Raw genomic sequence first — 26,153 nt, forward strand, 5'->3', positions numbered from 1 at the left:
TAAGCACCGCGTTGCACAGCCTCCGGCGAGCGGCTAGAGTGCCGCCTTCTTTATAAGTCCAAGCTAGGAGTGTCCTGTGGAAATCGCTTGTCTCGACCTGGAAGGCGTGTTGGTTCCGGAAATCTGGATCGCCTTCGCGGAAAAAACTGGCATCGAATCGCTGAAAGCGACCACCCGGGATATTCCGGATTACGACGTGCTGATGCAGCAACGTCTGCGCATTCTCGATGAGCACGGCTTGAAGCTGGCGGATATTCAGGAAGTGATCGCCACTCTCAAGCCGCTGGAGGGCGCGGTGGAATTCGTCGACTGGCTGCGCGAGCGCTTCCAGGTGGTGATTCTCTCCGACACCTTCTACGAGTTTTCCCAGCCCCTGATGCGTCAGCTGGGCTTTCCGACCCTGCTGTGCCACAAGCTGATCACCGACGAGACTGACCGCGTGGTGAGTTACCAGCTGCGCCAGAAAGATCCCAAGCGTCAGTCGGTCATCGCCCTCAAGAGCCTTTACTACCGGGTGATCGCTGCCGGCGACTCGTACAACGACACCACCATGCTCAGCGAGGCCCATGCCGGCATCCTGTTCCATGCCCCGGACAACGTGATCCGCGAGTTTCCGCAGTTCCCGGCGGTGCATAGCTACGAAGACCTCAAGCAGGAGTTCCTCAAGGCTTCCAATCGCGACCTGAGTCTGTAAGCGCTGCTCTACCTCGAAAGGCCCGCATTGTCATGATGCGGGCCTTTTTCGTTAAACGCAGAACTGCTCCAGGGTCTGCAGCAGGACCTTCACCTTGGTGATGGATTCCTGATACTCGGCCTGCCAGTCGGAGTCGGCGACTATACCGCCGCCGCCCCAGCAACTGATCTGGCCGTCCTTGGCCAGCAGGCTGCGGATGGCGATCGAGCTGTCCATTTCCCCGCGCACGTCCAGGTACAGCAGCGAGCCGCAATAGAGGGCGCGGCGGGTCGGTTCGAGCTCGTCGATGATCTGCATGGCGCGAATTTTCGGCGCGCCGGTGATCGAGCCGCCGGGAAAACTGCCGGCGATCAGGTCCAGGGCGTCCTTGCCCGCAGCCAGCTCGCCGGTCACCGCGCTGACCAGGTGATGGACGTTGGGGTAGCTTTCCAGAGCGAAGAGTTCCGGTACCTTGACCGAGCCGATACGACAGCTGCGGCCCAGATCGTTGCGCAGCAGGTCGACGATCATCAGGTTTTCCGCGCGGTCCTTGAGGCTATCGAGCAGGGCGGCGGCCTGGGCTGCGTCCAGGCTCGGGTCGCTATCGCGGGGGCGGGTGCCCTTGATCGGCCGGGTTTCCACCTGGCCCTGGCTGATGCGCATAAAACGCTCCGGGGACAGGCTGATGATCGCGCCCTGACCGGGCAGGCCCAGATAGCCGGAGAAGGGCGTCGGGCAGGCGGCCCGCAGGGCCTGATAGGCCGTCCAGGGCGAGCCCTGGTAGCGCGCGCGAAAGCGCTGGGCAAAATTCACCTGATAGCAGTCGCCGGCCTGGATATAGGCCTGGATGTGGTCGAACGCCTGACGATAGGCGTGCGGGTCGATATCGGCCTGAAATGCACCGAGCAGCTGGAAGGGCCCCTCTGCCGAATCAACCTCTACACTGAACAGGTCGAACAAGCGCTCGCGCTCGGCGCTCGCCAGGCTTGGATGGAAAACCAGCTGGGTGTGCTGGCGCTGGTGATCGCTGATCAGGGCCCAGGCGTACAGGCCGAAGCGTGCGTCGTCGAGGTGCAGGTCGTCGATGGCCTGCGCCGGCATCTGTTCCAGTCGACGGCCGAAGTCATAGCCGAGGTAGCCGATCAGGCCACCGACGAAAGGTAATGGATTGTCTGCGGGGGCTTCGGCCGGCCCGAGGCTGGAAAGGCTGCTGCGCAAGCGCTGCAGGAAGTCGTTGGCCGCTTCGTCATGCAGCGGTGCCAGTTCTGCCAATGGCCAGGCGCTGATAAGGTCATAGCGTCCACGCTGCGCGGTCGGACGCCCGGCATCCAGTAGCACCGCGCCTGGGGCGTGGGCGACGATGCTGAAATAACCGGCGGGGTCTGCCCGATAGGGCAGGTTCTGTACAGGACAAGTAGGCATGCGAGGCTTTCATACGAACGCGGACGCCGATTGTAGAACGTCGCCAACATTCATCCTAGAGCTTGTGCATGGGTTTACTCGGGATGCCTAGGCTCATTAGTATGCAGAGGCTCCCGGATACTCGATAGGCTGTTCAAAACAATAATTAATACGGGAAAAGGCCATGGATGAAGTCATAGATCCAGCCGCTGGTAGTCTTCTGCGCTCCAAACTGATACCGCCGCAGGCGTCAGGCGAATACCTGATCAGGCCGCAGTTGGAGGCGGCGCTGTCTGCCAACCCCCACGCCCGCGTGCTGCTGCTGGCCGCTCCGGCAGGCTTCGGCAAGACCGCGGCCCTGGCGGCCCTGGCCAGGGCGCGGAGCGAGACGGGAAGTGCCGTGGCCTGGCTGTCGCTGGGCCCGGGCGATGATGAACCCTGGCGTTTTCTGCAGCAGCTGGTGGAGGCCCTGGCACCTCTGGTACCGGGCCTGGGCTGCGAGGCGCAGGCCTACCTGCAGAACACCATGCGTGTGCCCGTTTCGGCCGTGATGGAAAGCCTGCTGGCGGACCTGGCGCAGCTGGAAGACCCGCTGCTGCTGGTGCTCGACGACTTGCATCTGATTCAGGATGGCGAGTTGCTGGCGGCGCTCAACCGACTGATCAAGTTCGCCCCGGCGGCCTTCACCCTGGCCATCGGCAGCCGTTCGCAACCGGCCCTCAATCTGGCCACCCTGCGTGCCAAGGGCCTGCTGGTGGAGATCGGCGAGCAGGAGTTGCGCCTGAGCAAGGCGGAAACCCGCGCCTACCTCGAGCGCAGTGGCCTGCACCTGGACGCGGTGGCCTTCAATGCCCTGTACAACCAGACCGAGGGCTGGATGGTGGGGGTCCACCTGGCCAGCCTGTGGTTGCGCCACCAGCCCCAGGACAGCGTGCAGATCGCCGAGATGGGCACCGATCAGGCGGCGGTAGGGGCCTATCTGCTGCGCAGCGTGTTCGAGCAGTTGCCGGCGGACAAACAGGAACTGCTGTTGGCCATCGGGGTGGCGCAGCAGTTGAGCGGTGATCTGGCCAATGCCCTGACCGGGCGTCAGGATGGTCAACAGCTGCTCGAAGAGCTGGAGGCCATGCAGCTGTTTCTACTGCCCCTGGATCGCGAGCGGCAGTGGTATCGCTTCCATAACCTGTTTGCCGAATTTCTCCGGGCACGCCTCAAGGAACGCGACCCCGAGCGTTTCAAGCAGCTGCATTTCAATGCCAGCCTGTGGTTTACCAACCACCATATGCAGAACCTGGCCATCGAACATGCCTGCCTGGCCGAGGACCCGGAAATGCTTGCGGCGCTGGTCGATGGCTGCGGCCTGGAGCTGATCAATCGCGGCCAGCTCAACCGTATCTACAAGTGGCGCCAGCATGTTCCCGATGAGATTGCCGAGCGCTTTCCCGTGCTGGTGCTGGCCGATGTCTGGACCCGCGCCGCCGAGCTGGGCCTGAGCGAGGCCAACCGCATGCTCGACGAGCTGCTGCAGCGCTGGGGCGAGGCCAAGACCAGCGGCCCGTTGAGCGACAAGTTGCTGGCCACGCTGACGATCAAGGCGGTGATCGCCTTGCAGAAGGATGACCTGCAGACCTGCATCGCACTGGCGCGGCGGGTGGAAGTGCAGCTGGGACAGCACGCGGCCTTTCTCGAGGTGGCGATGCTGATCATCGGGGCCCTGGCCAATGTGATGATCGGCCAGCCGGAACCGGCCAGGCGTCTGCTGGCAATGGCCCAGCAGCGCAATCACTTTCTCGAAGGCCGTTACCTGGATATGCAACTGGCCAATATCGAGGTGCTGCTGTGTCTGGAACAGGGGCAGATCCGCCAGGCGGAACTGCTCTTCGCCCAGTTGCGCGCGCGGGTCATCCCCTGGTTCGCGGAGAAGTCCAGGGCGCTGGCGCTGCCGACCATTACCGAAGCCCTGATCGCCTATAACCAGGGTCGTCTCGATGGCATCGAGGAGCGGCTGCGCTGGGCCCTGGCTACAGTCGATGTGATCAACCCCATCGACCTCTATGCCCAGGGCATGCTCTGCATGGCCCATGTGCAGCGGCTGCAGGGCAGCCCGAAAGAGGCCTATGCCAGCCTGGTGCTGATGCAGAACCTGTCGGCGCGCAACCAGTCCTGGCGTTTCTATGCCCAGGCCGTGGCCGACGAGGTGGCACAGATCCTCCAGGAGCCGGCGGCCGACCGACTCAAGCGTGCCGAACAGCGACTGAAGAGTGTCGACTGGAGCAAGCTGGCCGAGCACTACCAGCATATGCGCTTCAATCCGGTGCTCTGGGTACGCGGGTTGACCCGTATTCGCCTGCAGCAGGCCCGCGGCCATTACAGCGAAGCCCTGCATGAAATTACCCAGCTGCGCAGCCTGCTGCTGGATGACTGGCATGGTCTGCAGCGCCTGCGCCTGGACCTGCTGGCGGCCCTCAGCTACCAGCGCCTGGGGTATCAGGAGCGGGCCCAGAGCCTGCTGGTGCAATGCCTGATCGGTGCCGAGCGCGAAGGGGTGCGCAGCCTGTTTATCGAAGAGGGGGAGGCCATTCGCCTGCTACTCCAGCAACTCGAGGCAGCTGAACGGCAACCGGCCCTGCAGGGTTTTATCCGTGGCCTTCTGGCCAGTTGGCCGGGGCAGGGCGGGCGTCAGTCGCTGGAGGTGCTGGAGGAAGGGCTGACCGAGCGTGAGCGTGAAGTCATCTGCCTGGCGGCCCAGGGCCTGTCCAACGACGAGATCGGCCAGCAGCTCTCCCTGGCCCTGGGAACGGTCAAATGGCATCTGCACAATATTTACGAAAAGCTCAAGGTGCGTAATCGCACGCAAGCCATCCGACGTGCCCGCGAATTGAGTCTCTTATGAACAGTCAACTTCCGCCAAGTCCGCGTGCGCTGCCTGTATTGCGCACCAAACTGTTTCCCGCCGAATCCGCAGGGCGACCGTTGCTCGCCCGTACGGCCGTGCTTGAGCGTTTGTTCAGTGCCCGCGGGCAGCGCCTTATTCTGCTCAGCGCGCCGGCCGGTTTCGGCAAGAGCACCGTGCTCAGCCAGTTCCGCCTGCGTTTGCTGGAGGCCGGGGCGCATGTCGCCTGGCTGTCCTGTGACGAGTCGGACAGCGAACCGCAGCGCCTGCTGCATTACCTGATCGCGGCTATCGATGCGCAATTGCCCGGCTTCGGCAAGCACACCGCGCACCTGCTGCGCGACGACCTCAGCCTGCCCAACGAGGCCTTGCTCGATTCCTTTATCGCCGACCTGAAGCGGGTGCAGGGCGAGCTGTACCTACTCTTTGACGACTTTCACCGCATTCGCCATGTCGAACTGGGGCCGTTGATCAATTACTTCGTCAAGCGCCTGCCGAGCAATGTGCACCTGATTGGCAGTACCCGTTATCAGTCGCGCTTTATCGACAAGCCGCCCGTTGACGCTTCCCGGATGCTCTGGCTGCGGGCCGAAGACCTGCGCCTGACGCGGGCGGAGACCGAAGCCTATTTTCATGAGCTCAAGCAGCTGCCGTTGAGCAGCCAGGAACTGGATCTGCTGCACAGCCGCACCGAGGGCTGGATCACCGCTCTGCACCTGGTGGCGCTGGCCTTGGCGCGCAACCCGCACCGGCCCGAGCTGCTTGCCGGGCTGTCGGGCACCGAACGCGATATCGCCGATTACCTGGCTGAGGACGTACTCGACCATCTGCCCGATGAGCAGCGGCACTTTCTCGAGCAGACCTCGGTACTCGAAGAGTTCAATGCAGAGCTGTGCAATGCCTTGACCGGCCGGGCCGATGGCGCGCAAATGCTGCAACGCCTGCAGAAGGAGCAGCTGTTTATCATCCCCCTGGACGAGCAGGGCGAATGGTTCCGCTATCACCACCTGTTTGCCGAGTTCCTCCAGGGGCGTCTGAGCAAGGGCGGTGACCCGACCCACCTGCTGCATGCCGCGGCTCGCTGGTGCGAGAGCCACGAGCTGACCCATAAATCCGTCAAGTATTCCCTGCGCGCCCGCGACTATGCCTTTGCCGCCGAGCTGCTCGAGCGCCAGGGGGCCAACCTGATTGCCGGTAACCAGGTCTACGGCATCCTGGCGATCCTCAAGGATGTGCCGGCCGAGGTGATTCGTGAGCATCCGGTGTTCCAGATCTTCTATGCCTGGCAGCTGGCTTTCGAGCAGAAGTATGCCGAAGCCGAAGCCCTGATCGAGGAGGTCAGCACCCGACTGACGCAGGGGCGCAGCAAACCCATGCACTTCGGCTTGCTGGTGTTGCTCGCGGTGGCCCAGGTGCTCAAGGCCCTGGTGCTGTTGTATCAGGACAAGCTGGAGGGTTGTCTGAAGGTTGCCCGCCACTGGCTGGCTCTGGTGCCGGATAACCAGCCGGTGTTTCGTACCAGCCTGTCCTGCATCCAGGCCGCGGCTTACGCCTTGCTCGGCGAGTACGGCGAGGCAGCCAAGTCGATTGCCGTGGCCCGCGACAACCTGCGGCAAGCGGAAAGCGAGTACCTGCACGCCGTGGTCAGCCTGATCGAGGCGCTGATCTGCAAGGAAATGGGCCAGCCGGAACGGGGCCGGGTGCTGGCCGAAAGCGCCCGGGCCCGGGTCGAGCAGGTATTCGGCCGCTACAGCCGGGTCGGCGGGCCGCTGGCGCTGGCTTATGCCGATCTGCTCTACGAGCAGGATCGGCATGCGGCGATTCTCGCCGAACTGCCCCTGGCCACCACCTGGCGCGATGTGGCGACCCCCATCGAGCTGATCAGCCGCGGCAAACTGGTCATGGCCCGGGCGCGGTTTTTCGCCGGGGAGAGCGAGTCGGCGCTGTTGGAACTCGATGAGTGGTTGGAAACCCTGCATGGCCCGGGGTATGAGCGGGTATACGCCATGGCCATGAGTTGCAAGGTGCAGTTTCTGCTGTGGCTGCGCCGGCCGAACGAGGCCGAGCGTATCTGCCTGCAGTTGCAGCGCCATCTGGCGGTATTGCCGCCTGGCCGCTATACCGATGCGGAAACCGTGCAGGTGCTGAGCGAGGCGCGCCTGGCGTTGTCCGAGCGGCGAGCCGACAAGGCCCAGGCGGCGCTGGAAAGCTGCCTGGCCAAACAGACGGCGGAGCATCAGCGCGACCGGCGTCTGCGTCTGTCCCTGTTACTTTCTGTGGCGTACTGGCGCAAAGGTAACAGCGAAAAAGCCTTTGCCCTGTTTAAGCTGACCCTGGACGACGCTTGGCAGGGCGGTTATCGCCGGATGTTCCTCGACGATGCCCTGTGGCTGCTGCCGCTCTGTGAGGCCTGGCTCAGTGCCGAGCCGAAACAGGCCGGGGCCTGGCAGGGCCTGGTCGGGCAGCTCCGCGAGCAGTGCAGTCGTCTGGCCGTGGATCTTGAAACTTTCGATGAAAATCAAGATGTTAGTCACCGGGAGCGGGAAATTTTGCGCTATGTGGCCGCCGGCTTGTCGAATCGCGACATCGCCCAGGCCGTGCATTTGTCGGAAGCCACCATCAAATGGCATCTGCATAACCTGTTTGCCAAGCTGGGCGTACGCAGTCGTACCCAGGCCGTATTGAAGGGCAAAAGCCTGGGGTTGTTGAGTGAAGCCTGATGCCAGAGCGGTTGCAGGCCAGGTGCCGGCGCTCCATCCCTTGGATGGGCTGCCAGCCCGGCCTTGTCCCAGTAGTTTTAACCCCAGGACGAGAAGCATGCTGCTTCACGATTCCAAGCCTGGCACGTCTATGGAAGCAGTGTCAGACCTGGTAAACGGCGCGAGCCGCCGGCTGATAGGGACAGGAGTCCGAAACAGTCTGCCAGGGACAACCCTTTAGTGAACTGTGGAGAGAATAACAATGAAAACCCTCAAGCAACTGGCCCTGGCCGCCGCTGTTCTGGCTGTTCCGTTTATGGCTCAAGCTGACCTGCAAATGATGGACGACAGCGCCCTGGCGACTGTGACCGGTCAGGACGGCATCAGCATTTCCGGTAACTTCAACGGCACCATCGGCAGTGTTGTCTACACAGACGGCGACGTCGGCGGCGGTTCCCTGCGTATGGAAACCATCGCGTTCACCGGCTTCAACATCGCTGACGATGCTCCGGTTATGGTTGACGTGGTGACCAACGACATCGGCGGCACGGCAACCCAGCAATTGCAAATCAGCATGCCGACCATTACCGGCCAGCTCAGCGTCGGTGCCATCAAGGTCGGCGATACCACTGCCGCCAGCATCGGTTCCCTGGCCATCAGCGACCTGAACATGGCCGGCACCACCGTCAAGATCTGGGGTCACTGAGTTCAGGCCCTGATTTAGGCTTTGCAAAAGTCTTATCGGCCCAGGTCGATAAGACTTTCCCTTGAGTGGAGTACAGCAGGCGCATGATCGAAATTCTGCTGGGCAGTCTGATCGGTGTATGGGGTTTTACCGAGGCGGTGGATACCAAGCCGCAGGCTCCAGGCACGGTGAATATCAGTCAGCCCCTGGGGGGCAATGCTTCGCTGCGCGAGTCGGTGGTAGTGGAACCGATGAGCCAGTTGCAATTTCGCAACGTGATTCGTCAGGCCTACGACTACAGCTGCGGCTCGGCGGCGTTGACCACGCTGCTGGACTATTACCTGGGCCGCAATCTGCAGGAACGCCAGGTGATGGAGGGGCTGCTGCAGTTTGGCGAGGCCGACAAGATCGTCGAGCGTCGCGGTTTTTCCCTGTTGGATATGAAGCGCTTCGTCACCGCGCTGGGTTACCGCAGCGGTGGTTTTCGCGCGGCCTTCAGCGATCTGGATGAGCTGGAGCATCCGGCGATCGTGCCCATCGAATATGCCGGCTTCAAGCATTTCGTGGTGGTGCGCGATGTCTACAACGACCATGTGTTCGTCGCCGATCCGGCGCTGGGCAATATCAGTTTTACCCGCAGTCGGTTCGAGGAAATCTGGGATCAGAACGTGCTGTTCGTGATTTTCCCCAGTGGTAATGAACCGCCGAATGCCCTGGCCTTGAGCGAGAAGGACCTGCGTATCATCGATGATCGCACCATCAGCCTGCTGGCGTTCCGAGAGTTTCCGCAGATCACCAAGTTCACCGAGAACCAGGCCACAGAGCTGGGTTCCGGCGGCGATATACAGTACATCCGTCGTAAGTAATCGCCCGGCATAACAATAAATATTTGGGGGCTCTGCCATGAGAGTTTTGCGGTGTGTATGGCTAGCCATGCTGACAGCGCTTGTCAGTACAGCGGCATTGGCCGAGCAGGCCTCGGTTGAACAGGCGCGCGATGCCTTGAGCAAGCAGGACGATGATGCCGACAGCGCCAAGGCGCTTGAGGAGGTCTTCCAGGCTGCCGAGAAGAGCTACACCTTGCTGAAGAAGGGCGAACGCACCCTGACCTATGGTTTCGACTATTCGCTGCTGCGCGATACCGTGATCGAAACCGTGCGTACCGGCGACAACGTGTTCAGCGTGGTCGGCCAGAGCGAGGCCCAGCACACCTTTACCAACTCCTTTACCTTCGACTATGGCGTCTGGGACAACCTGACCTTCAGCATGCGCCTGCCGTTGGTGGCCAAGTACGACACCGAGCGCGATCTGGACGCCTACAGCCTGGGCGATATCTCCGCCAGTCTGCGCTGGCAGCCATGGAATGCCGCCCGCGGCAAGCCGGTGACCACCCTGTATGCCAGCCTCGGCCTGCCGACCGGCGACAGCCCCTACGACATCAATACGCGCACCGACCTGTCCACCGGCAGTGGTGCTTATAGCCTCGGCTTCGGGGCCAATATGTCCTACGTCATCGACCCGGTGGTGCTCTTCGGCTCCCTGGGGTACACCTACAACCTGCCGATCAAGGGCATCAGCCAGGTGCGCGGGGGGCGCTTGCTGGAGGAAGTCGACCCGGGCTCCAGCTTCTCCCTGAGCATGGGCTTCGCCTACGCGCTGTCCTATGACGTGTCGCTGGCGACCTCCTATCAGATGAGCCACTCGCTCAAACCAACCTTCAGCTTCGCCGATGGCGAACTGGAGGGCCGCGGTCAGACCAGTGCGGTGATGAACTTCTCGCTGGGGCTGCGAACGTCGCCCGACCATATCGTCAACGTCAACGCCGGCTTCGGCATGACGGAAGACTCGCCGGATGTGCTGCTGGGCATCTCCATGCCTTTGGATATCAAAGGCCTGAAGGCCCAATAACGGCGAGCGAGCTTCTTATGACGATGCGAATTTCGCTGCTCCGGCAGGCGATTGCCGGGGTTCTTGCACTCTGGGCTGGTGCGACACAGGCGCAGCTGGCGCAAAACCTGACCATTGGCAACCCCAAGGCCATGGCCCTGGGCAATGCGGTGACCGCCGACTTCACCGGCGTCGATGCGGTGCATTACAACCCGGCGGCGCTGAGCAAGCTCAAGGGCCGGCAAACCACGGTCAAGTTCATCACCGGGGTGATGGATATCCGGGCGGACTTCGATGCGCCGGCGGACTATGGCAATAACTTTATGGGGCTGAGCAACGACTCTGTCGCCAACTCTTCGAGCAGCGCCAGCGCGGCCATGATGTACCTGCCGGGCGTGGGCGGGGCCACCGAGTTGCCGCTGCTGTTTGCGCCCCTGGCCGGGCTGTCGATCAACCCGCCGGGTTCGAAGTTCACCTTCGCCACCAATATGTACACCCCGCAGGCCCTGGGCTATGCCCGTGACGACGACGACCCGGGGCGTTACCAGGGCAAGGAACTGGTGATCCAGCGCCTGACTTACTTCTCCCCGTCGCTGGCCTATCAGGTCAATGACGAGTTGTCCGTGGGCCTGTCCATCGGTTTCTCCCATCAGGCCATGGCGCTGAATCAGGACTTTCGCGCGCCGGGCATCCTCACCGGGTTTATCGGCGTGGCCCAGGATGCGCTGTGCGTGGTCGACGGTAATCCCTTCGAGGTTTTCCTGAACATCTGTGGCGGCGAGCTGGGGCCCTTTACCGATATCGCCAATATCGATATCGATATGCAGCAGACCTTGTCGCCCACCTGGAACCTCGGTTTTCTCTGGGAACCCAACGACTGGTTTGCCCTGGGTGCGGTGTATCAGAGTGAAGCCAAGATGCGCCTCAAGGGCCGCTACGTAGTGGACTATTCCGAGGACTGGCAGGGTTTCTGGCAGGGCCTGGACAGCTCCTTTATCGGTGCGGTGTTCAACAGCCTGACCCCCGACGGCCTGTTCGACAAGGAGCGGGGCAATGTCTCGCTGAACATGACCTACCCGGCGCATTTCGCCACGGGCATCAAGTTCAAGCCCCATGAGCGTTGGCAGATCAATCTGGACGTCAAATGGACCGATTACGCCGCCTGGGACGAGTTTGAACTGGAGTTCGACCGTCAGCTGGACGTGCTGACCATCGCCAGTCTGTTCTCCCCGGAGAACGCCACCTCGAACAGCATCATCCTGGATCGTGGCTACGAGTCGGTGTGGAGCTGGGCTGTGGGCGTCGAATACCAGGTCAATGATCGCCTGAGCCTGCGCATGGGCTACGAGCCGCGTCCCTCAGCGATTCCCGGGAACAAGGCCGATGCCCTGGCCCCGTTGGGCGATGCCCACCTGTATGGTCTGGGGGCCGGCTACCAGTGGGACAAGGATACGGTAATCGATATCGGGTTTAACTATCTGGTGAGCAAGCAGGACATTCCGGCGCGCTCCAGTTGCAACATCAACTGCTCGGATATCGACAGCATGGTATACAACCCCTATGCCGATCTCGACGTGAAGACCAGCGTCAAGGCCTATGTCCTGGCCCTGACTTACCGCACCACCTTCTAGGAGTCTTGTCATGCGTGCGCTGTTGTTGAGTTGCTGCCTGATCTGCGCCAGCGCGGCCATGGCCAACGGGCGCTACCTGACCTGGGTGGACGATCAGGGGCGGGTGCACAACACCTTTGTCGATGCCGGTTATGCGGCGCATCAGCGTCTGGCCGCGCGCAATATCAGCCTCAGCGATCAGGCCCGCTTCCAGCAGCAAGGGGTGGGCGGCTGGCCAGGAGCGCAATCGGCCGGCGAGAGCAAGCGCCGCTATTTCACCTGGGTGGATGCCAACGGCAATCTGCAGAACAGCTTCCATGCCGGTAGCCAGTTGCAAGGTGGTGCAAACGAGATGCTGCTGGGAACCGGGGAGCGTTCCAGCGACTACATCAGTTCCGAGGTGCTGGAAGGGCGCGACTTTGTCCGCTCCGAGCGCGATGGACGTTATTTCACCTGGGTCGACGAACAGGGTCGTATGCGTAACGACGCGGTGCCGGGACAGGCGCGCACGACCGCCTCGGCACCCGGCAGCACAAGCTTCAGCCAGGGCCGCGAGCTTGAATTCGCTCGCCAGCAGATCGAGTTACCCGGGCTCGATGGCCAGCCGACAGCCGCCATGCAGGCTTTGCTGGCAGGCAGCGAACAGCCGGACAAAGGTCGTTATGAGGCGCTGCTGACACTGTGCTGCGCGCAGCTGGGCGAGGATGCCTTCAGCCCCCTGAGCGCCGACGAGCCGCGTTATGAGGAACTCAATCGCTTTTCTCCCAGCCTGGCATTCCCCATGGGCAAGAGTTACTACGCCGCGCTCAGATTGCCGCGCTCACGGCATGACTTCGGTTTGCGCATCCGCAGTTTCGCCAATAAGCAGGTGCTCTATCCCTCCGTACTGTTTCTCGATGAGCACAAGCGGCCGACTCGCCTGGTCAGCGATGCGGTTTACCGGTTGCATGGCGAAACCTGGTATCGCTACGCCTTTATCGAAGGCACGGTGCAGGTCAGGGCTGCCGCGGGGGAGCGCTATGTGCTACTGCTGACCACCGATGAGGACCGCAACCTGCAGACCCTGGACAACAAGCCCTTCAAGCGGCCGTTACAGGCCCTTGCGACCGACGAGGCGGGCATGCAGGCCCATGCCCATGGCGATGAGGGCTCCTTCGAACTGGCCATCGTGCGCTGAATGCTTGCAACGGCCATGTCTAGTCCTGAAATAGGTTTACACCTTCTCAGGTAGATCGACAGACCTCAAAACGCCCGATGCACAGCATCGGGCGTTTTGTTTTTCAGGGCCATGTGAGGCCGCTCCGTGTTGTAAATCAGCACCGCCTCTTCCACCATTTTCCGGGCTTGTTGCAGGTCTTCTGGGCTACTCAATAGCAGCTCGGTTTTGAGGACTCCGTTGATTCGCTCAGCTAGTGCGTTCTGGTAGCAATCGTACCCATCGGTCATTGAACACCTGACGCCATGGCGCTCATGCAGCGATTGGTAAAGCGCTGAACAGTATTGGATGCCACGATCCGAGTGATGAACCAAGGTATGGCTCCGGCACCGCTTTCGAAGTGCCTGCTTGAAGGCCGTTGCTACAGATTCAGCATGCATGCCTTCGTGTACATGGTGGCCAACGATCTTTCGAGAGTAGGCATCCGTTACCAGGCTCAGATACAGCGGGCCGCTACGGGCCGGAAGGTAGGTGATATCGGCCACCCAGACACGCTCAGGGCCTGTCGGGACAATTTGCCCGGGGCCTGGCTTGAGTAGATTGGGATGGCGATAAAAGCGATGAAAGCTGTGTGTTGTCTTGTGATAGGCCCGCTTGGGCAACACCAGCAGGCGGCGCTCTCCCAGTACCTGGAACAATCGATCACGGCCAATTCGTAGCTGCCTGTCAGGCTGACAGTGCAGAAGATAGTGCAGCTTGCGAGTGCCTAACCGAGGCTGTCGCATACGGACATGGTTAACATACTGAACCACCTGGTCCGCCTGCCTTTCCTTGCCGCCTGCCACTCGATTGCGCTTGTAATACGCCTGCCGGCTAATGCCCAGAAATCGACAAGCCCTAGCAATGCTCAGCCCTTTGACTTGACCTTGCGAGAGGACTTGCCGGATCGCTTTTTTACGATAGACACGCCGTAATCGTTCTTCAGCACGCCAACGACGGTCTCAAAGAACTCGGCCTTCTGGTTCATCAGCTCAAGCTGCTGCTCGAGCTCCTTGATCCGCTGCTCCGGGGTCAGTGTCTTGGGGTCGGACATCACTAAGCTCCTCTCGACTCGGATTGATGCCCCCTGACTCCAATCCTGTCGACCGTGCTTACGTAACCATACCAGCACGGTCGATCGCCCTTGAATGCCGTACCGCTCCTGAGCCTGCTGGTAGGTCAACTCGCCTTTTTCAACCTGATCGACTACCGACAATTTAAAGGCCAGCGAGTAATCGCGCTGTGTTCGCTTTACACCTTGCTCCATCTGGATCTCCGTGAATTCGGGATGGGAGGTGTAAACCTTATTCAGGACGGGACACCATGAAATTAAAAAGCCCGGATTTATCCGGGCTTTTTAATGTGTCTCGATAATCAGATTTCGGCCATGGGCACGTGGCCGAACAGCTGTTGGGAAAAGCGCATGCGCTCTTCCGGGCTTTCCTGCACCTCTTGCTTGGCCAGTTCGGCGATACGCGCTTCCACGGCATGGGCGCGATGGGTCAGGCCGCAGTCGTTGGCGATCTGGATATTCAGGCCGGGGCGGGCGTTGAGTTCGAGAATCAGCGGGCCCTTTTCCTGGTCCAGGACCATGTCCACACCGATATAGCCGAGGCCGCACAGTTCGTAGCAACCGGCTGCCAGCTTCATAAAGCCGTTCCAGTTGGGCAGCTGTACGCCGTCCACCGCATTGGTGGTGTCCGGGTGCTTGCTGATCTTGTTGTTCAGCCAGGTGCCGCGCAGGGTCACACCGGTGGCCAGATCCACGCCGACGCCGATCGCGCCCTGGTGCAGGTTGGCCTTGCCGCCGGACTGACGGGTCGGCAAGCGCAGCATGGCCATCACCGGGTAGCCCATCAGGACGATGATGCGGATATCCGGTACGCCCTCGTAGCTGATGCTCTTGAAAATCTGGTCCGGGGTCACCCGGTACTCGATCAGCGCGCGGTCGCGGTGGCCGCCGAGGGAGTAGAGGCCGGTGAGGATGCTGGAAATCTGATGCTCGATTTCCTCGTGGCTGATGATCTTGCCGGAGACCGTCTTGTACCTGTCTTCGAAACGGTCGGCGATCACCAGAATGCCGTCGCCACCGGCACCCTGGGCCGGCTTGACGACGAAGTCCGGTCGATCGCCGATGATCTCGCGCAGCTTGTCGATACCTTTCTCGGTCTCGATCACGCCGTACATTTCCGGCACATCGATACCGGCCTCGATGGCGCGCTGCTTGGTGATGATCTTGTCATCGACAATGGGGTAGAGGTGCCGTTTGTTGTACTTCAGCACGTAGTCCGCATTGCGCCGGTTGATGCCCATGATGCCTTTGGCTTCAAGGGCTTTCCACGTCTTGATCAGACCGAACATGGCATTAGTCCTTGAGGAAGGCTTTGAAGCGGAACAGTTCGGTCAGGCGATAGCCGCGATAGCGACCCATTGCCAGCATAAAGCCCACCAGGATCATCAGGATCGCCGGGAAGGTGAAGACGAAGTAGATCAGCTGCGGCACGCTCATCAGCATATGCGCCAGGGTCGCGGCGAACAGGGTGCCAATTGCCACCTTGAAGGCATGGCCGCCGCCACGTTCTTCCCAGGTGATCGACAGGCGTTCGATGGTCATGGTCAGAATCACCATGGGGAACAGGGCCACCGACAAACCGCGCTCCAGGCCGAGTTTGTGGCTGAACAGGCTGATCACCGCGATCAGCACCACAACGAAGGTCAGCACCACCGACAGCCTGGGCAGCATCTGCAGTTTCAAATGCTCGAGGTAGGAGCGCAGCGACAGCCCCAGGGTGGTGATCACGGTAAACAGGATGATGCCGAAGCCCAGCTGGGTTTCGCGGAAGGCCAGGGCGATCAGTACCGGGGTGAAGGTACCGAGGGTCTGCAGGCCGCCGAGGTTGCGCAGGATCAGGATCACCAGCACGCCGATCGGGATCATCACCATGATCATAAAGGTCTGCTGGGTCTGCAGCGGTAGGCCGTATAGCGAGTATTCGAGGAAGTCGACATCGGTGTTTTCGTCGGTCAGCTTGGCCAGGCGAATGGCATTCATCTCGCTGTTGTTGAGGCTGAAGCTGACTTGCGCCTGTTTGCCGCCTTCCAGGTTGACCAGGTCGTCATCGCCGATCCACCAGATCAGGCGATCAGCCGGCAGGCCTTGCTCGCCCGACTCGGGGCTGAAGTACAGCCAGTTCTCGCCATTGAAACTGCGCAGCCAGAGTTCGGGGCTTTGCAGGGTTTCGGCGGCCAGGCGGATGGTGTGCAGGCGTTGCATCGGCACATGGGCGATGGACAGCAGTAGCTCGATGACCTTGGCCTTGTTTTCGGTGGAGGCATCGCCGCCCAGCAGCAGCTTGACGTTGTCGTCATTGCGGTTGTTAACCCGCTTGATGGTCTCGGTGATAAAGGTTTCGACGTCCGCCGAATGCTGTCGGATCGGGGCGAGCAAGGCTTCTGCGGCAATTTTCTCAGGCCCCTCTACAGGGATGCGGTCGCGGAAGATCGGGCCCTTGGCGGCGATTTGCTCGCCGCTGTAGCGCTTGGTCAGCACCAGGCGATAGTAGAGGGTCTGTTTGCCGCTGGCGCGGCGAGCGGACCAGGTGACTTTGCGGTTGCCATCGACGCGGTTGATGCTCACGCCATAGTTGTTCGAGATAAAGCTCTCGTTGAGGCTGACGTAATCCTGGTTTAGCGGCGGTACAAACATTTGCAGTTTGACCGGCTCGCGGGGATTGGCCTGGAACTCGACTTTGGCATCGATATTCCACAGATCGTCAGTTTCATCTTCGGTCACCGGAATGCCGAGGATGAATATCTGATAGCCCGTAATCAGAACGCCCAGACTCACCAAGAGTATGACCAGGACTTTCAGATGCAGGTTAAGAGAGCGCATGAAGGTTACTCACCAAGGTTGGCGTCAGGGGTACAGGCAGGTTTTCCTGCTGCGTATTTAAGAGCTGGGTCGACCAGAGCCGTAAAGTTTTTCAATGCTTCGGAGCCAATCAGCAACGGGTATTGGAAAGCACTACGGTCGGTCAAGTTCACTTCGATTGTGCGCAGGGCCTGGCCCATGCAGATATCCATTTCGATCACCGGGCGCGCGGTATAGGTCTTTTCTTCGTCTGGATCATAGTCGCCGGAGCGTCTCTTTATCTTGCTGATACGGGCCAGCGGCCGCTCGATGGGGCTGCTGTGGGCCTCATCGATGGCCAGATAGAAGAGTACCCAGGTTTCGCCGTCGCGCTTGAAGCGTTTGATATCCCGTGCACTCAAGGACGCTGTTTTCGCACCGGTATCGAGTTTTGCCGCCAGTTTCAGGTCGAGATCGAACAGACGGACGTATTCATTGAGACCATAGATGGTTTTTTCCTCGGCGAAACTCAAACCGGGGAAAAACAGGAGACACAGCAGTAGGGGGGAGAGCTTCAGTCTCATAAGTCCTATTGGATGTAGCGCAAACGGTTGATCAGAACGACCGGCAGGCGTGGCTGGTTTGCAGCAAACAGCTTATCTGAAGTCTAGCAGGCCGCCTGGAAATGCTCTGCCAGGCGCAAGAGGGCTGCATTCTATCACGGGATTTTTCTGTGATGACAGGCGCTTATGGTGGTTTTTGCAAGTAAGGTCGCGGCTGGTGTCGGCTAAAGTAGGGGGTGGATATTGTCGACAGTATGCCGATCGAGTTTGACATTGCGGCCTCCTGGGCGTAATTTTTCGGCAAATGCCGATGTGAGTGTCAACAATATGCTCGAAGTCATAGAGTCGCTCGAGTCGCCCCAGGACGATTCTGAAACGCTTTCCGAACAGGTCTTTCGGCGCATCCAGGCTGCCATCGTCAAAGGCGAGATCGCCCCGGGCAGCAAGATTTCCGAGCCCGAGTTGGCGCGGACCTACGGCATCAGTCGCGGCCCGCTGCGCGAAGCCATCCATCGTCTAGAGGGACAGCGCCTGCTGGTACGGGTTCCCCATATCGGTGCGCGAGTGGTTTCGCTCAGCCATGCCGAGTTGATCGAACTCTATGAGATTCGCGAGTCCCTGGAGGGCATGGCCTGCCGCCTGGCGGCGGAGCGCATGACGGCGGCGGAAATCGACGAGTTGCGCCGGGTACTCGACCTGCATGAGCAGGATGCCGCCTTCAAGGCCGGCGTCGGCTACTACCAGCAGGAAGGCGACTTCGACTTTCACTACCGAATTATCCAGGGCAGTGGCAACAAGACCTTGACCCAGATGCTCTGCGGCGAGCTGTATCAGCTGGTGCGCATGTATCGCCTACAGTTTTCCGCCACACCCAATCGGCCGCGCCAGGCGTTTGCCGAACACCACCGTATTCTCGATGCCATCGCCGACCGTGACGGCGAGCTGGCCGAGCTGCTGATGCGCCGCCATATCGGTGCCTCCAAACGCAATATCGAGCGCCACTACGCCATGACCATGGGGCAGGGCGCGCACCCCAAGACAGCCAAAACCCGAGGTGAGTCATGAGCTTGAAAAGTCCAGGCCAGCGTTTTCGTGATGCCGTTGCCGAAGAACATCCGCTGCAGGTGATCGGTGCCATCAATGCCAACCATGCGCTGCTGGCCAAGCGTGCCGGCTTCAAGGCGATCTACCTCTCCGGTGGCGGCGTGGCGGCGGGCTCTCTCGGGTTGCCGGATCTGGGTATTACCGGCCTGGATGACGTACTCACCGATGTGCGGCGCATCACCGATGTCTGCGACCTGCCGCTGCTGGTGGATGTCGACACCGGCTTCGGTGCCTCGGCGTTCAACGTCGCGCGCACAGTCAAGTCGATGATCAAGTTCGGCGCGGCGGCGATTCATATCGAAGATCAGGTCGGTGCCAAGCGCTGCGGTCATCGCCCTAATAAGGAGATCGTGACTCAGCAGGAGATGGTCGACCGCATCAAGGCGGCCGTGGATGCGCGTACCGACGACAGTTTTGTGATCATGGCGCGTACCGATGCCCTGGCCGTCGAAGGCCTGAATTCGGCGCTGGACCGCGCCGCCGCCTGCATCGAGGCCGGTGCCGATATGATCTTCCCGGAAGCCATCACCGAGCTTGCGATGTACAAGACCTTCGCCGACAGGATCAAGGCCCCGATCCTGGCCAATATCACCGAGTTCGGTGCCACGCCGCTGTACACCACCGAAGAGCTGGCCTCGGTTGACGTGTCTCTGGTGCTCTACCCGCTGTCGGCCTTCCGCGCCATGAACAAGGCGGCCGAGAACGTCTATATGGCCGTACGCCGCGACGGCACGCAGAAGAATGTAGTCGACACCATGCAGACCCGCATGGAGCTGTACGAGCGCATCAACTATCACGCCTTCGAGCAGAGCCTCGACGCGCTGTTTGCCGCGAAAAAATAACCCGGAACGCAGGTCTTAGCCGCCTGCTTAAAAGAACGACCGACCGGATCGGATGAGGAGAGATTAGCGATGAGTACGAACCCCGAAACCACCCCAGGCTTCAAACCGAAAAAATCCGTGGCCCTGAGCGGCACTACCGCCGGCAACACGGCGCTGTGTACGGTCGGCCGCACCGGCAACGACCTGCATTACCGCGGCTATGACGTGCTCGATTTTGCCAACCGCTGCGAATTCGAAGAAATCGCCCACCTGTTGGTGCACGGCAAGCTGCCCAACGTAGCCGAACTGGCCGGCTACAAGGCCAAGCTCAAGGCGCTGCGTGGTTTGCCTGCGGCGCTGAAGGCGTCCCTCGAGCAGCTGCCGCCATCCGCCCACCCGATGGATGTGATGCGCACCGCCGTGTCCGTACTGGGCTGCGTGTCGCCGGAGAAGGATGACCACAACCACCCGGGTGCCCGCGACATCGCCGACAAGCTGATGGCCTCGCTGGGCAGCGCGCTGCTGTACTGGTACCACTTCAGCCACAATGGCAAGCGCATCGAGGTGGAAACCGACGACGACTCCATCGGCGGCCACTTCCTCCACCTGCTGCACGGACGGACGCCGCGCGAGTCCTGGGTGCGCGCCATGCACACCTCGCTCAACCTGTATGCCGAGCATGAGTTCAATGCCTCCACCTTCACCTCGCGGGTGATCGCCGGTACCGGCTCGGATATGTATTCCTGCATCGCCGGCGGCATCGGCGCGCTGCGAGGGCCCAAGCACGGCGGTGCCAACGAGGTGGCCTTCGAGATCCAGAAACGCTACGACAACGCCGACGAAGCCGAAGCCGATATCCGTGCCCGGGTGGAGAAGAAGGAAGTGGTGATCGGCTTCGGTCACCCGGTCTACACCGTGAGCGATCCGCGCAACAAGGTGATCAAGGACGTGGCGCGCGAGCTGTCGGCGGAGCTGGGCAATATGAAGATGTACGACATTGCCGAGCGTCTGGAGTCGACCATGTGGGAAATCAAGAAGATGTTCCCCAACCTCGATTGGTTCAGCGCCGTCAGCTACCACATGATGGGCGTGCCCACCGCCATGTTCACACCGCTGTTCGTGATCGCCCGCACCTCGGGCTGGTCCAGCCATGTGATCGAGCAACGCATCGACGGCAAGATCATCCGTCCGAGCGCCAACTATGTCGGACCGGAAGACCTCAAGTTCGTGCCGCTCAAGGATCGTCCTTAATCATGAGCAGCCTGATGAACACTCAATACCGCAAGCACCTGCCCGGCACCGCGCTGGACTACTTCGACACCCGCGAGGCGGTGGATGCCATCGCCCCCGGTGCCTATGCCACGCTGCCCTACGTATCCCGCGTGCTGGCCGAGCAGCTGGTACGCCGCTGCGAGCCGACCGCGCTGACCGATTCGCTCAAGCAGCTGATCGAGCGCAAGCGCGACCTGGATTTTCCCTGGTACCCGGCTCGCGTGGTCTGCCACGACATCCTCGGTCAGACCGCGCTGGTCGACCTGGCCGGCCTGCGTGATGCTATCGCCGAGAAGGGCGGTGATCCGTCCAAGGTCAATCCGGTGGTGCCGACCCAGCTGATCGTCGACCACTCCCTGGCCGTGGAGGCCCCCGGCTTCGATCCGGATGCCTTCGCCAAGAACCGCGCCATCGAAGACCGTCGCAACGAGGACCGTTTCCACTTTATCGAGTGGACCAAGACCGCGTTCAAGAACGTCGACGTGATCCCGGCCGGTAACGGCATCATGCACCAGATCAACCTGGAGAAAATGTCTCCGGTGATCCAGGCGCGCGGCGGCGTGGCCTTCCCGGACACCTGCGTGGGTACCGACTCGCACACCCCGCACGTCGATGCCCTGGGCGTGATCGCCATCGGCGTCGGTGGTCTGGAAGCGGAAACCGTAATGCTCGGCCTGCCGTCGATGATGCGCCTGCCCGACATCGTCGGTGTCGAGCTGACTGGCAAGCGCCAGCCTGGCATTACCGCCACCGACATCGTCCTGGCCATTACCGAGTTCCTGCGCAAAGAGCGCGTAGTCGGGGCCTGGGTCGAGTTCTTCGGTGCCGGTGCCAACAGCCTGACCATCGGTGACCGTGCGACCATTTCCAACATGTGCCCGGAATACGGTGCCACTGCCTCGATGTTCTACATCGACCAGCAGACCATCGATTACCTGAAACTGACCGGTCGCGAGCCCGAGCAGATTGAGCTGGTCGAGAACTACGCCAAGACCACCGGCCTGTGGGCCGATGCCCTGGTCAGCGCCGAGTACGAGCGCGTACTGAGCTTCGATCTGTCCACCGTCGTGCGCAACATGGCTGGCCCGTCCAACCCGCACAAGCGCCTGCCGACTTCGGCACTGCAAGAGCGCGGTATTGCTGGCGACGCCATGCTGGCGGCGTCCAAGGTCGAGGAGGCCGAAGGCCTGCTGCCTGACGGCGCAGTGATCATCGCTGCCATCACCAGCTGCACCAACACGTCCAATCCGCGCAACGTGGTGGCTGCCGGTCTGCTGGCGAAGAAGGCCAATGAACTGGGTCTGCTGCGCAAACCGTGGGTCAAGACCTCGTTCGCCCCGGGCTCCAAGGTCGCCAAGCTGTACCTGGAAGACGCTGGTCTGTTGACCGAGCTGGAAAAACTCGGCTTCGGCATCGTGGGTTATGCCTGCACCACCTGCAACGGCATGTCCGGTGCTCTGGATCCGGTGATCCAGCAGGAAATCATCGAGCGCGATCTGTACGCCACTGCCGTACTGTCCGGTAACCGCAACTTCGACGGTCGTATCCACCCCTACGCCAAGCAGGCCTTCCTCGCTTCGCCGCCTCTGGTGGTGGCCTACGCCATCGCCGGTACCGTGCGCTTTGACATCGAGCAGGACGTGCTGGGTACCGATAAATCGGGCAACCCGATCACCCTGAAGGATCTGTGGCCGAGCGATGAGGAGATCGATGCGATTGTCGCTGCCAGCGTGAAGCCGGAGCAGTTTAAGCAGATCTACATCCCGATGTTCGATCTGGGCACTATCGAGGAGGCCGAAAGCCCGCTATACGACTGGCGTCCGATGTCCACCTATATCCGCCGTCCGCCGTACTGGGAAGGTGCCCTGGCGGGCGAACGGACGCTCAAAGGCATGCTGCCGCTGGCGATCCTGCCGGACAACATCACCACCGATCACCTGTCGCCGTCCAACGCGATCCAGATGAGCTCGGCCGCCGGTGAATACCTGCACAAGATGGGCCTGCCGGAGGAGGACTTCAACTCCTACGCCACCCACCGCGGCGACCACCTGACGGCGCAGCGCGCCACGTTCGCCAACAAAGAACTGGTCAATGAAATGGCCGTTGTTGATGGCGTAGTGAAGAAAGGTTCGCTGGCGCGCGTGGAGCCGGAAGGCAAGGTCATGCGCATGTGGGAAGCGATCGAAACCTACATGAACCGCAAGCAGAACCTGATCATCGTTGCCGGTGCCGACTACGGCCAGGGTAGCTCCCGTGACTGGGCAGCCAAGGGCGTGCGCCTGGCCGGTGTGGAAGTGATAGTCGCCGAAGGCTTCGAGCGTATTCACCGTACCAACCTGGTAGGCATGGGTGTGCTGCCAGTCGAGTTCAAGCCGGGTACCACCCGCCTGACCCTTGGCCTCGACGGTAGTGAAACCTATGACATCCAGGGCGAACTGTCGCCGCGCTGCGAACTGACTCTGGTGGTCAATCGCCGCAATGGCGATGTGGTCAAAGTGCCGGTGATTTGCCGTCTGGATACCGCAGCCGAAGTCAACGTCTACAACGCTGGCGGGGTGTTGCAGCGCTTTGCCCAGGACTTCCTCGAGTCTACTCAGGGCTGATCCATCACCGGGGCGGCAACGCCCCGGTCTTCGTAGGGTGGATCACGCGTTATCGATCCACCATGACAGCGTTGAACGGTGGATGGAAAAGCGCCATCCACCCTACGCCCCTCACGGCCAGGTAATCACCATGCCCCACGCACCCCAAATCAAAATTCCCGCCACCTATATGCGTGGCGGCACCAGCAAGGGCGTGTTCTTTCGCCTGCAAGATTTACCAGAAAACTGTCAGGTGCCGGGCGCGGCGCGTGATGCGCTGTTTATGCGGGTGATTGGCAGCCCCGACCCTTATGCCGCGCAAATCGACGGCATGGGCGGCGCGACTTCCAGTACCAGCAAGTGCGTGATCCTGTCGAAAAGCAGCCAGCCGAATCACGATGTCGACTACCTCTATGGTCAGGTGTCGATCGACAAGGCCTTTGTCGACTGGAGCGGCAACTGCGGCAACCTGTCGACTGCCGCCGGTGCCTTTGCCATTCATGCCGGCTTGGTCGACCCGGAACGCATCCCGGATAACGGCCTGTGCGTGGTGCGTGTCTGGCAGGCCAATATCCAGAAAACCATCATCGCCCATGTACCGGTAACCAATGGCCAGGTGCAGGAAACCGGCGATTTCGAGCTGGACGGGGTGACATTCCCGGCCGCCGAGATCGTGCTGGAGTTTCTCGACCCGTCCGATGACGGCGAGGAGGGCGGTTCGATGTTCCCCACCGGCAATCTGGTCGATGAGCTGGAGGTGCCCGGCGTCGGTACCTTCAAGGCGACCATGATCAGCGCCGGCATCCCCACCGTGTTCGTCAATGCCGAAGACATCGGCTACAGCGGCACCGAGCTGCGCGAGCAGATCAACGCTGACCCCGAGCAGTTGGCGCGTTTCGAGAAGATTCGTGTGGCCGGGGCCTTGCGCATGGGGCTGATCAAGACGGCAGAAGAAGCAGCGACCCGGCAGCACACACCGAAAATCGCCTTTGTCGCCAAGCCCAGGGATTACGTTTCATCCAGCGGCAAGACGGTGCAGGCGGGTGAAGTCGATCTGCTGGTGCGTGCGCTGTCCATGGGCAAGCTGCATCACGCCATGATGGGCACCTGTGCGGTGGCCATCGGCACGGCGGCGGCGATTCCGGGCACCCTGGTCAACCTGGCGGCCGGCGGCAGTGCACGGGAGGCGGTGCGTTTTGGCCATCCGTCCGGCACCTTGCGTGTCGGTGCTCAGGCATCCCTGGTCGACGAGCAGTGGACGGTCACCAAGGCGATCATGTCGCGCAGCGCGCGCATCCTGATGGAAGGCTGGGTGCGCGTGCCGGGGGATGCACTCTGAGGTGTATGGCCTAAGCTGAAAAGAGTCCGCACACAGCCGGAGGGGGCAAGAAACCGACGGAGGAATAAGCCCATGAGCGCCAATGCCGACCTGAACGTGCGCCCCGCTTACGACCAGGTGATCCAGGCTGTTGCCGACTATGTCTTGACCTACAGGGTCGAGTCCGCCGAAGCCCTGGATAGCGCACGCAACTGCCTGATGGACAGCCTGGGCTGCGGCCTGTTGGCCCTGCGCTTTCCCGCCTGCAGCAGGCACCTCGGTCCGCTCGTCGAGGGCACTGTCGTGCCGCACGGAGCCCGGGTGCCGGGTACCCGTTTCCGCCTGGACCCACTCAAGGCGGCCTGGGACATCGGCTGCATCGTGCGTTGGCTGGACTACAACGACACCTGGCTGGCGGCCGAGTGGGGCCACCCATCGGACAATCTCGGCGCTATTCTTGCCGTGGCCGATCACCTGTCGCAGCTGCGCCTGACCCGGGGCGAAGCCCCGCTGCGCATGCGCGCGGTGCTGGAGGCGATGATCATGGCCCATGAAATCCAGGGCGTGTTCGCCCTGGAGAACGCCTTCAATAGGGTCGGCCTGGACCACGTATTGCTGGTCAAACTGGCCTCCACCGCAGTCGCCGCCAAGCTGATGGGGGCGGGGCGCGAACAATTGCTCTCGGCCATCTCCCACGCCTTCGTCGATGGCCAGGCGCTACGTGTCTACCGCCACGCGCCGAACGCCGGGCCGCGCAAGTCCTGGGCGGCGGGCGATGCCAGCAGTCGCGGTGTGCGCCTGGCCGACCTGGCCATGCGCGGCGAAATTGGCATCCCTAGTGCGCTGAGCGCACCACAGTGGGGTTTCTATGATGTGCTGTTCAGTCACACCAACAGCGATCTGGCCCTGAAACCGGCGGAGCAGCGCCAGTTCAGCCTTCCTCAGGGCTTCGGCAGTTACGTGATGGAAAATGTGCTGTTCAAGGTCAGCTTTCCGGCCGAATTTCACGCACAGACCGCCTGCGAAGCGGCGGTGCGCCTGCATTCGCAGGTCAAGGATCGCCTGCAGCAGATCGACAGAATCGTTATCAGTACGCATGAATCGGCGATTCGCATCATCTCCAAGGTCGGCCAGCTGGCCAACCCGGCCGATCGCGATCACTGCATTCAATATATGGTCGCCGTGCCGCTGATCTTTGGCGACCTGGTGGCCGAGCACTACGAAGATGACTTTCACGCCGTCAACCCGATCATCGATGAGCTGCGCGAGAAGATGGAAATCGTCGAGGAACCACGCTACAGCCGCGAGTACCTGGAGGCCGACAAGCGTTCGATTGCCAACGCCGTGCAGGTGTTCTTCCGCGACGGCAGCGGTACGGACAATGTAGAGGTGGAATACCCTGTCGGCCATCGTCGTCGTCGCGCGGAAGGCATCCCGCTGCTGGAGGAGAAGTTCAAGGCCAGTCTGGCGACTCGCTTCAGCGCCCAGCGTAGCGCTCGCATCTTCGCTCTGTGCAAGGATCAGGCGCGACTGGAGGCGACGCCGGTGCAGCGCTTTATGGATCTTTTTGTCATCTGAGCCCGCAGGAAGCGTCGGCGCG

At 61.4% G+C, this 26,153-nt stretch carries 19 protein-coding genes; 14 read left to right on the forward strand and 5 right to left on the reverse strand.

Annotation, left to right across the window (positions count from 1 at the left end):
• Window positions 1–76: 76 nt before the first annotated feature.
• Window positions 77–694: a bifunctional phosphoserine phosphatase/homoserine phosphotransferase ThrH gene (gene thrH / locus AACY13_RS08405; protein WP_339460701.1), complete on the forward strand. Its 618-nt coding sequence runs from the start codon at window positions 77–79 to the stop codon at window positions 692–694.
• 51 nt (window positions 695–745) lie between these two features.
• On the opposite strand, the gene pabB is transcribed toward thrH, so the two are convergent.
• Window positions 746–2,095 (reverse strand): aminodeoxychorismate synthase component I, encoded by a 1,350-nt coding sequence (gene pabB, locus AACY13_RS08410; protein ID WP_339460703.1) that lies wholly within the window; start codon window positions 2,093–2,095, stop codon window positions 746–748.
• Between the two features lie 163 nt (window positions 2,096–2,258).
• Here pabB and AACY13_RS08415 point away from each other — a divergent pair, with 163 nt between their 5' ends.
• From AACY13_RS08415 to AACY13_RS08445, 7 genes are all read left to right on the forward strand, one after another.
• Window positions 2,259–4,967 (forward strand): LuxR C-terminal-related transcriptional regulator, encoded by a 2,709-nt coding sequence (locus AACY13_RS08415; RefSeq protein ID WP_339460705.1) that lies wholly within the window; start codon window positions 2,259–2,261, stop codon window positions 4,965–4,967.
• Complete coding sequence (locus AACY13_RS08420) at window positions 4,964–7,687, forward strand: helix-turn-helix transcriptional regulator (RefSeq protein ID WP_339460707.1); 2,724 nt, start codon at window positions 4,964–4,966, stop codon at window positions 7,685–7,687. Before AACY13_RS08415 ends, AACY13_RS08420 begins: the two co-directional genes overlap by 4 nt.
• A gap of 241 nt (window positions 7,688–7,928) precedes the next feature.
• Window positions 7,929–8,372, forward strand: a complete 444-nt coding sequence (locus AACY13_RS08425; RefSeq protein WP_339460709.1) for a DUF6160 family protein — start codon at window positions 7,929–7,931, stop codon at window positions 8,370–8,372.
• Window positions 8,373–8,455: 83 nt separating this feature from the next.
• Entirely contained in the window at window positions 8,456–9,217 is a 762-nt protein-coding gene (locus tag AACY13_RS08430; RefSeq protein ID WP_339460711.1) for a C39 family peptidase, read from the forward strand.
• Between the two features lie 37 nt (window positions 9,218–9,254).
• The gene (locus tag AACY13_RS08435; protein WP_445262544.1) at window positions 9,255–10,259 is read left to right on the forward strand and encodes a transporter; all 1,005 of its coding nucleotides are present in this window, start codon (window positions 9,255–9,257) and stop codon (window positions 10,257–10,259) included.
• 17 nt (window positions 10,260–10,276) lie between these two features.
• A complete protein-coding gene (locus AACY13_RS08440; RefSeq protein WP_339460714.1) occupies window positions 10,277–11,869 on the forward strand; it encodes an outer membrane protein transport protein in 1,593 nt (530 codons plus the stop codon).
• A 10-nt stretch (window positions 11,870–11,879) separates the two neighbouring features.
• Window positions 11,880–13,025 carry a MalM family protein gene (locus AACY13_RS08445; RefSeq protein WP_339460715.1) on the forward strand — a complete coding sequence of 382 codons (1,146 nt, stop codon included), beginning with the start codon at window positions 11,880–11,882 and terminating at the stop codon, window positions 13,023–13,025.
• 65 nt (window positions 13,026–13,090) lie between these two features.
• Here AACY13_RS08445 and AACY13_RS08450 read toward each other — a convergent pair.
• From AACY13_RS08450 to rloA, 4 genes are all read right to left on the reverse strand, one after another.
• Window positions 13,091–14,310, reverse strand: a protein-coding gene (locus AACY13_RS08450; RefSeq protein WP_339460716.1) for an IS3 family transposase whose coding sequence is annotated in 2 segments (ribosomal slippage) — window positions 13,091–13,962 and window positions 13,962–14,310 — 1,221 coding nt in all. Because the reading frame shifts where the segments join, the coding sequence is not laid out codon by codon here.
• Window positions 14,311–14,417: 107 nt separating this feature from the next.
• A complete protein-coding gene (locus AACY13_RS08455; protein ID WP_339460718.1) occupies window positions 14,418–15,404 on the reverse strand; it encodes an alpha-L-glutamate ligase-like protein in 987 nt (328 codons plus the stop codon).
• A gap of 4 nt (window positions 15,405–15,408) precedes the next feature.
• Complete coding sequence (rloB, locus tag AACY13_RS08460) at window positions 15,409–16,935, reverse strand: osmotic stress tolerance membrane protein RloB (RefSeq protein ID WP_339460719.1); 1,527 nt, start codon at window positions 16,933–16,935, stop codon at window positions 15,409–15,411.
• A 5-nt stretch (window positions 16,936–16,940) separates the two neighbouring features.
• Window positions 16,941–17,477, reverse strand: coding sequence for a retropepsin-like aspartic peptidase RloA (gene rloA, locus AACY13_RS08465; protein WP_339460720.1), 537 nt, complete (start codon window positions 17,475–17,477; stop codon window positions 16,941–16,943).
• Window positions 17,478–17,783: 306 nt separating this feature from the next.
• Between rloA and AACY13_RS08470 the strand changes: the two genes are divergently transcribed.
• The 6 genes from AACY13_RS08470 (at window position 17,784) to prpD (ending at window position 26,131) form a co-directional block, all read left to right on the forward strand.
• On the forward strand, window positions 17,784–18,521 hold the full coding sequence (locus tag AACY13_RS08470) for a GntR family transcriptional regulator (RefSeq protein WP_339460721.1): 738 nt from the start codon (window positions 17,784–17,786) through the stop codon (window positions 18,519–18,521).
• Window positions 18,518–19,402 carry a methylisocitrate lyase gene (gene prpB, locus AACY13_RS08475; RefSeq protein ID WP_339460723.1) on the forward strand — a complete coding sequence of 295 codons (885 nt, stop codon included), beginning with the start codon at window positions 18,518–18,520 and terminating at the stop codon, window positions 19,400–19,402. Before AACY13_RS08470 ends, prpB begins: the two co-directional genes overlap by 4 nt.
• Window positions 19,403–19,471: 69 nt before the next feature.
• Complete coding sequence (gene prpC / locus AACY13_RS08480; RefSeq protein ID WP_339460724.1) at window positions 19,472–20,632, forward strand: bifunctional 2-methylcitrate synthase/citrate synthase; 1,161 nt, start codon at window positions 19,472–19,474, stop codon at window positions 20,630–20,632.
• A 14-nt stretch (window positions 20,633–20,646) separates the two neighbouring features.
• Window positions 20,647–23,256, forward strand: coding sequence for a Fe/S-dependent 2-methylisocitrate dehydratase AcnD (acnD, locus tag AACY13_RS08485; RefSeq protein WP_339460967.1), 2,610 nt, complete (start codon window positions 20,647–20,649; stop codon window positions 23,254–23,256).
• Window positions 23,257–23,386: 130 nt separating this feature from the next.
• Window positions 23,387–24,574, forward strand: a complete 1,188-nt coding sequence (gene prpF, locus AACY13_RS08490) for a 2-methylaconitate cis-trans isomerase PrpF (RefSeq protein WP_339460726.1) — start codon at window positions 23,387–23,389, stop codon at window positions 24,572–24,574.
• Window positions 24,575–24,646: 72 nt separating this feature from the next.
• A complete protein-coding gene (gene prpD / locus AACY13_RS08495) occupies window positions 24,647–26,131 on the forward strand; it encodes a 2-methylcitrate dehydratase (RefSeq protein ID WP_339460728.1) in 1,485 nt (494 codons plus the stop codon).
• Window positions 26,132–26,153 lie beyond the last annotated feature (22 nt).

Origin of the sequence: Pseudomonas sp. EA_105y_Pfl2_R69 (genome assembly GCF_963970915.1) — a bacterium.
GTDB lineage: Bacteria > Pseudomonadota > Gammaproteobacteria > Pseudomonadales > Pseudomonadaceae > Aquipseudomonas.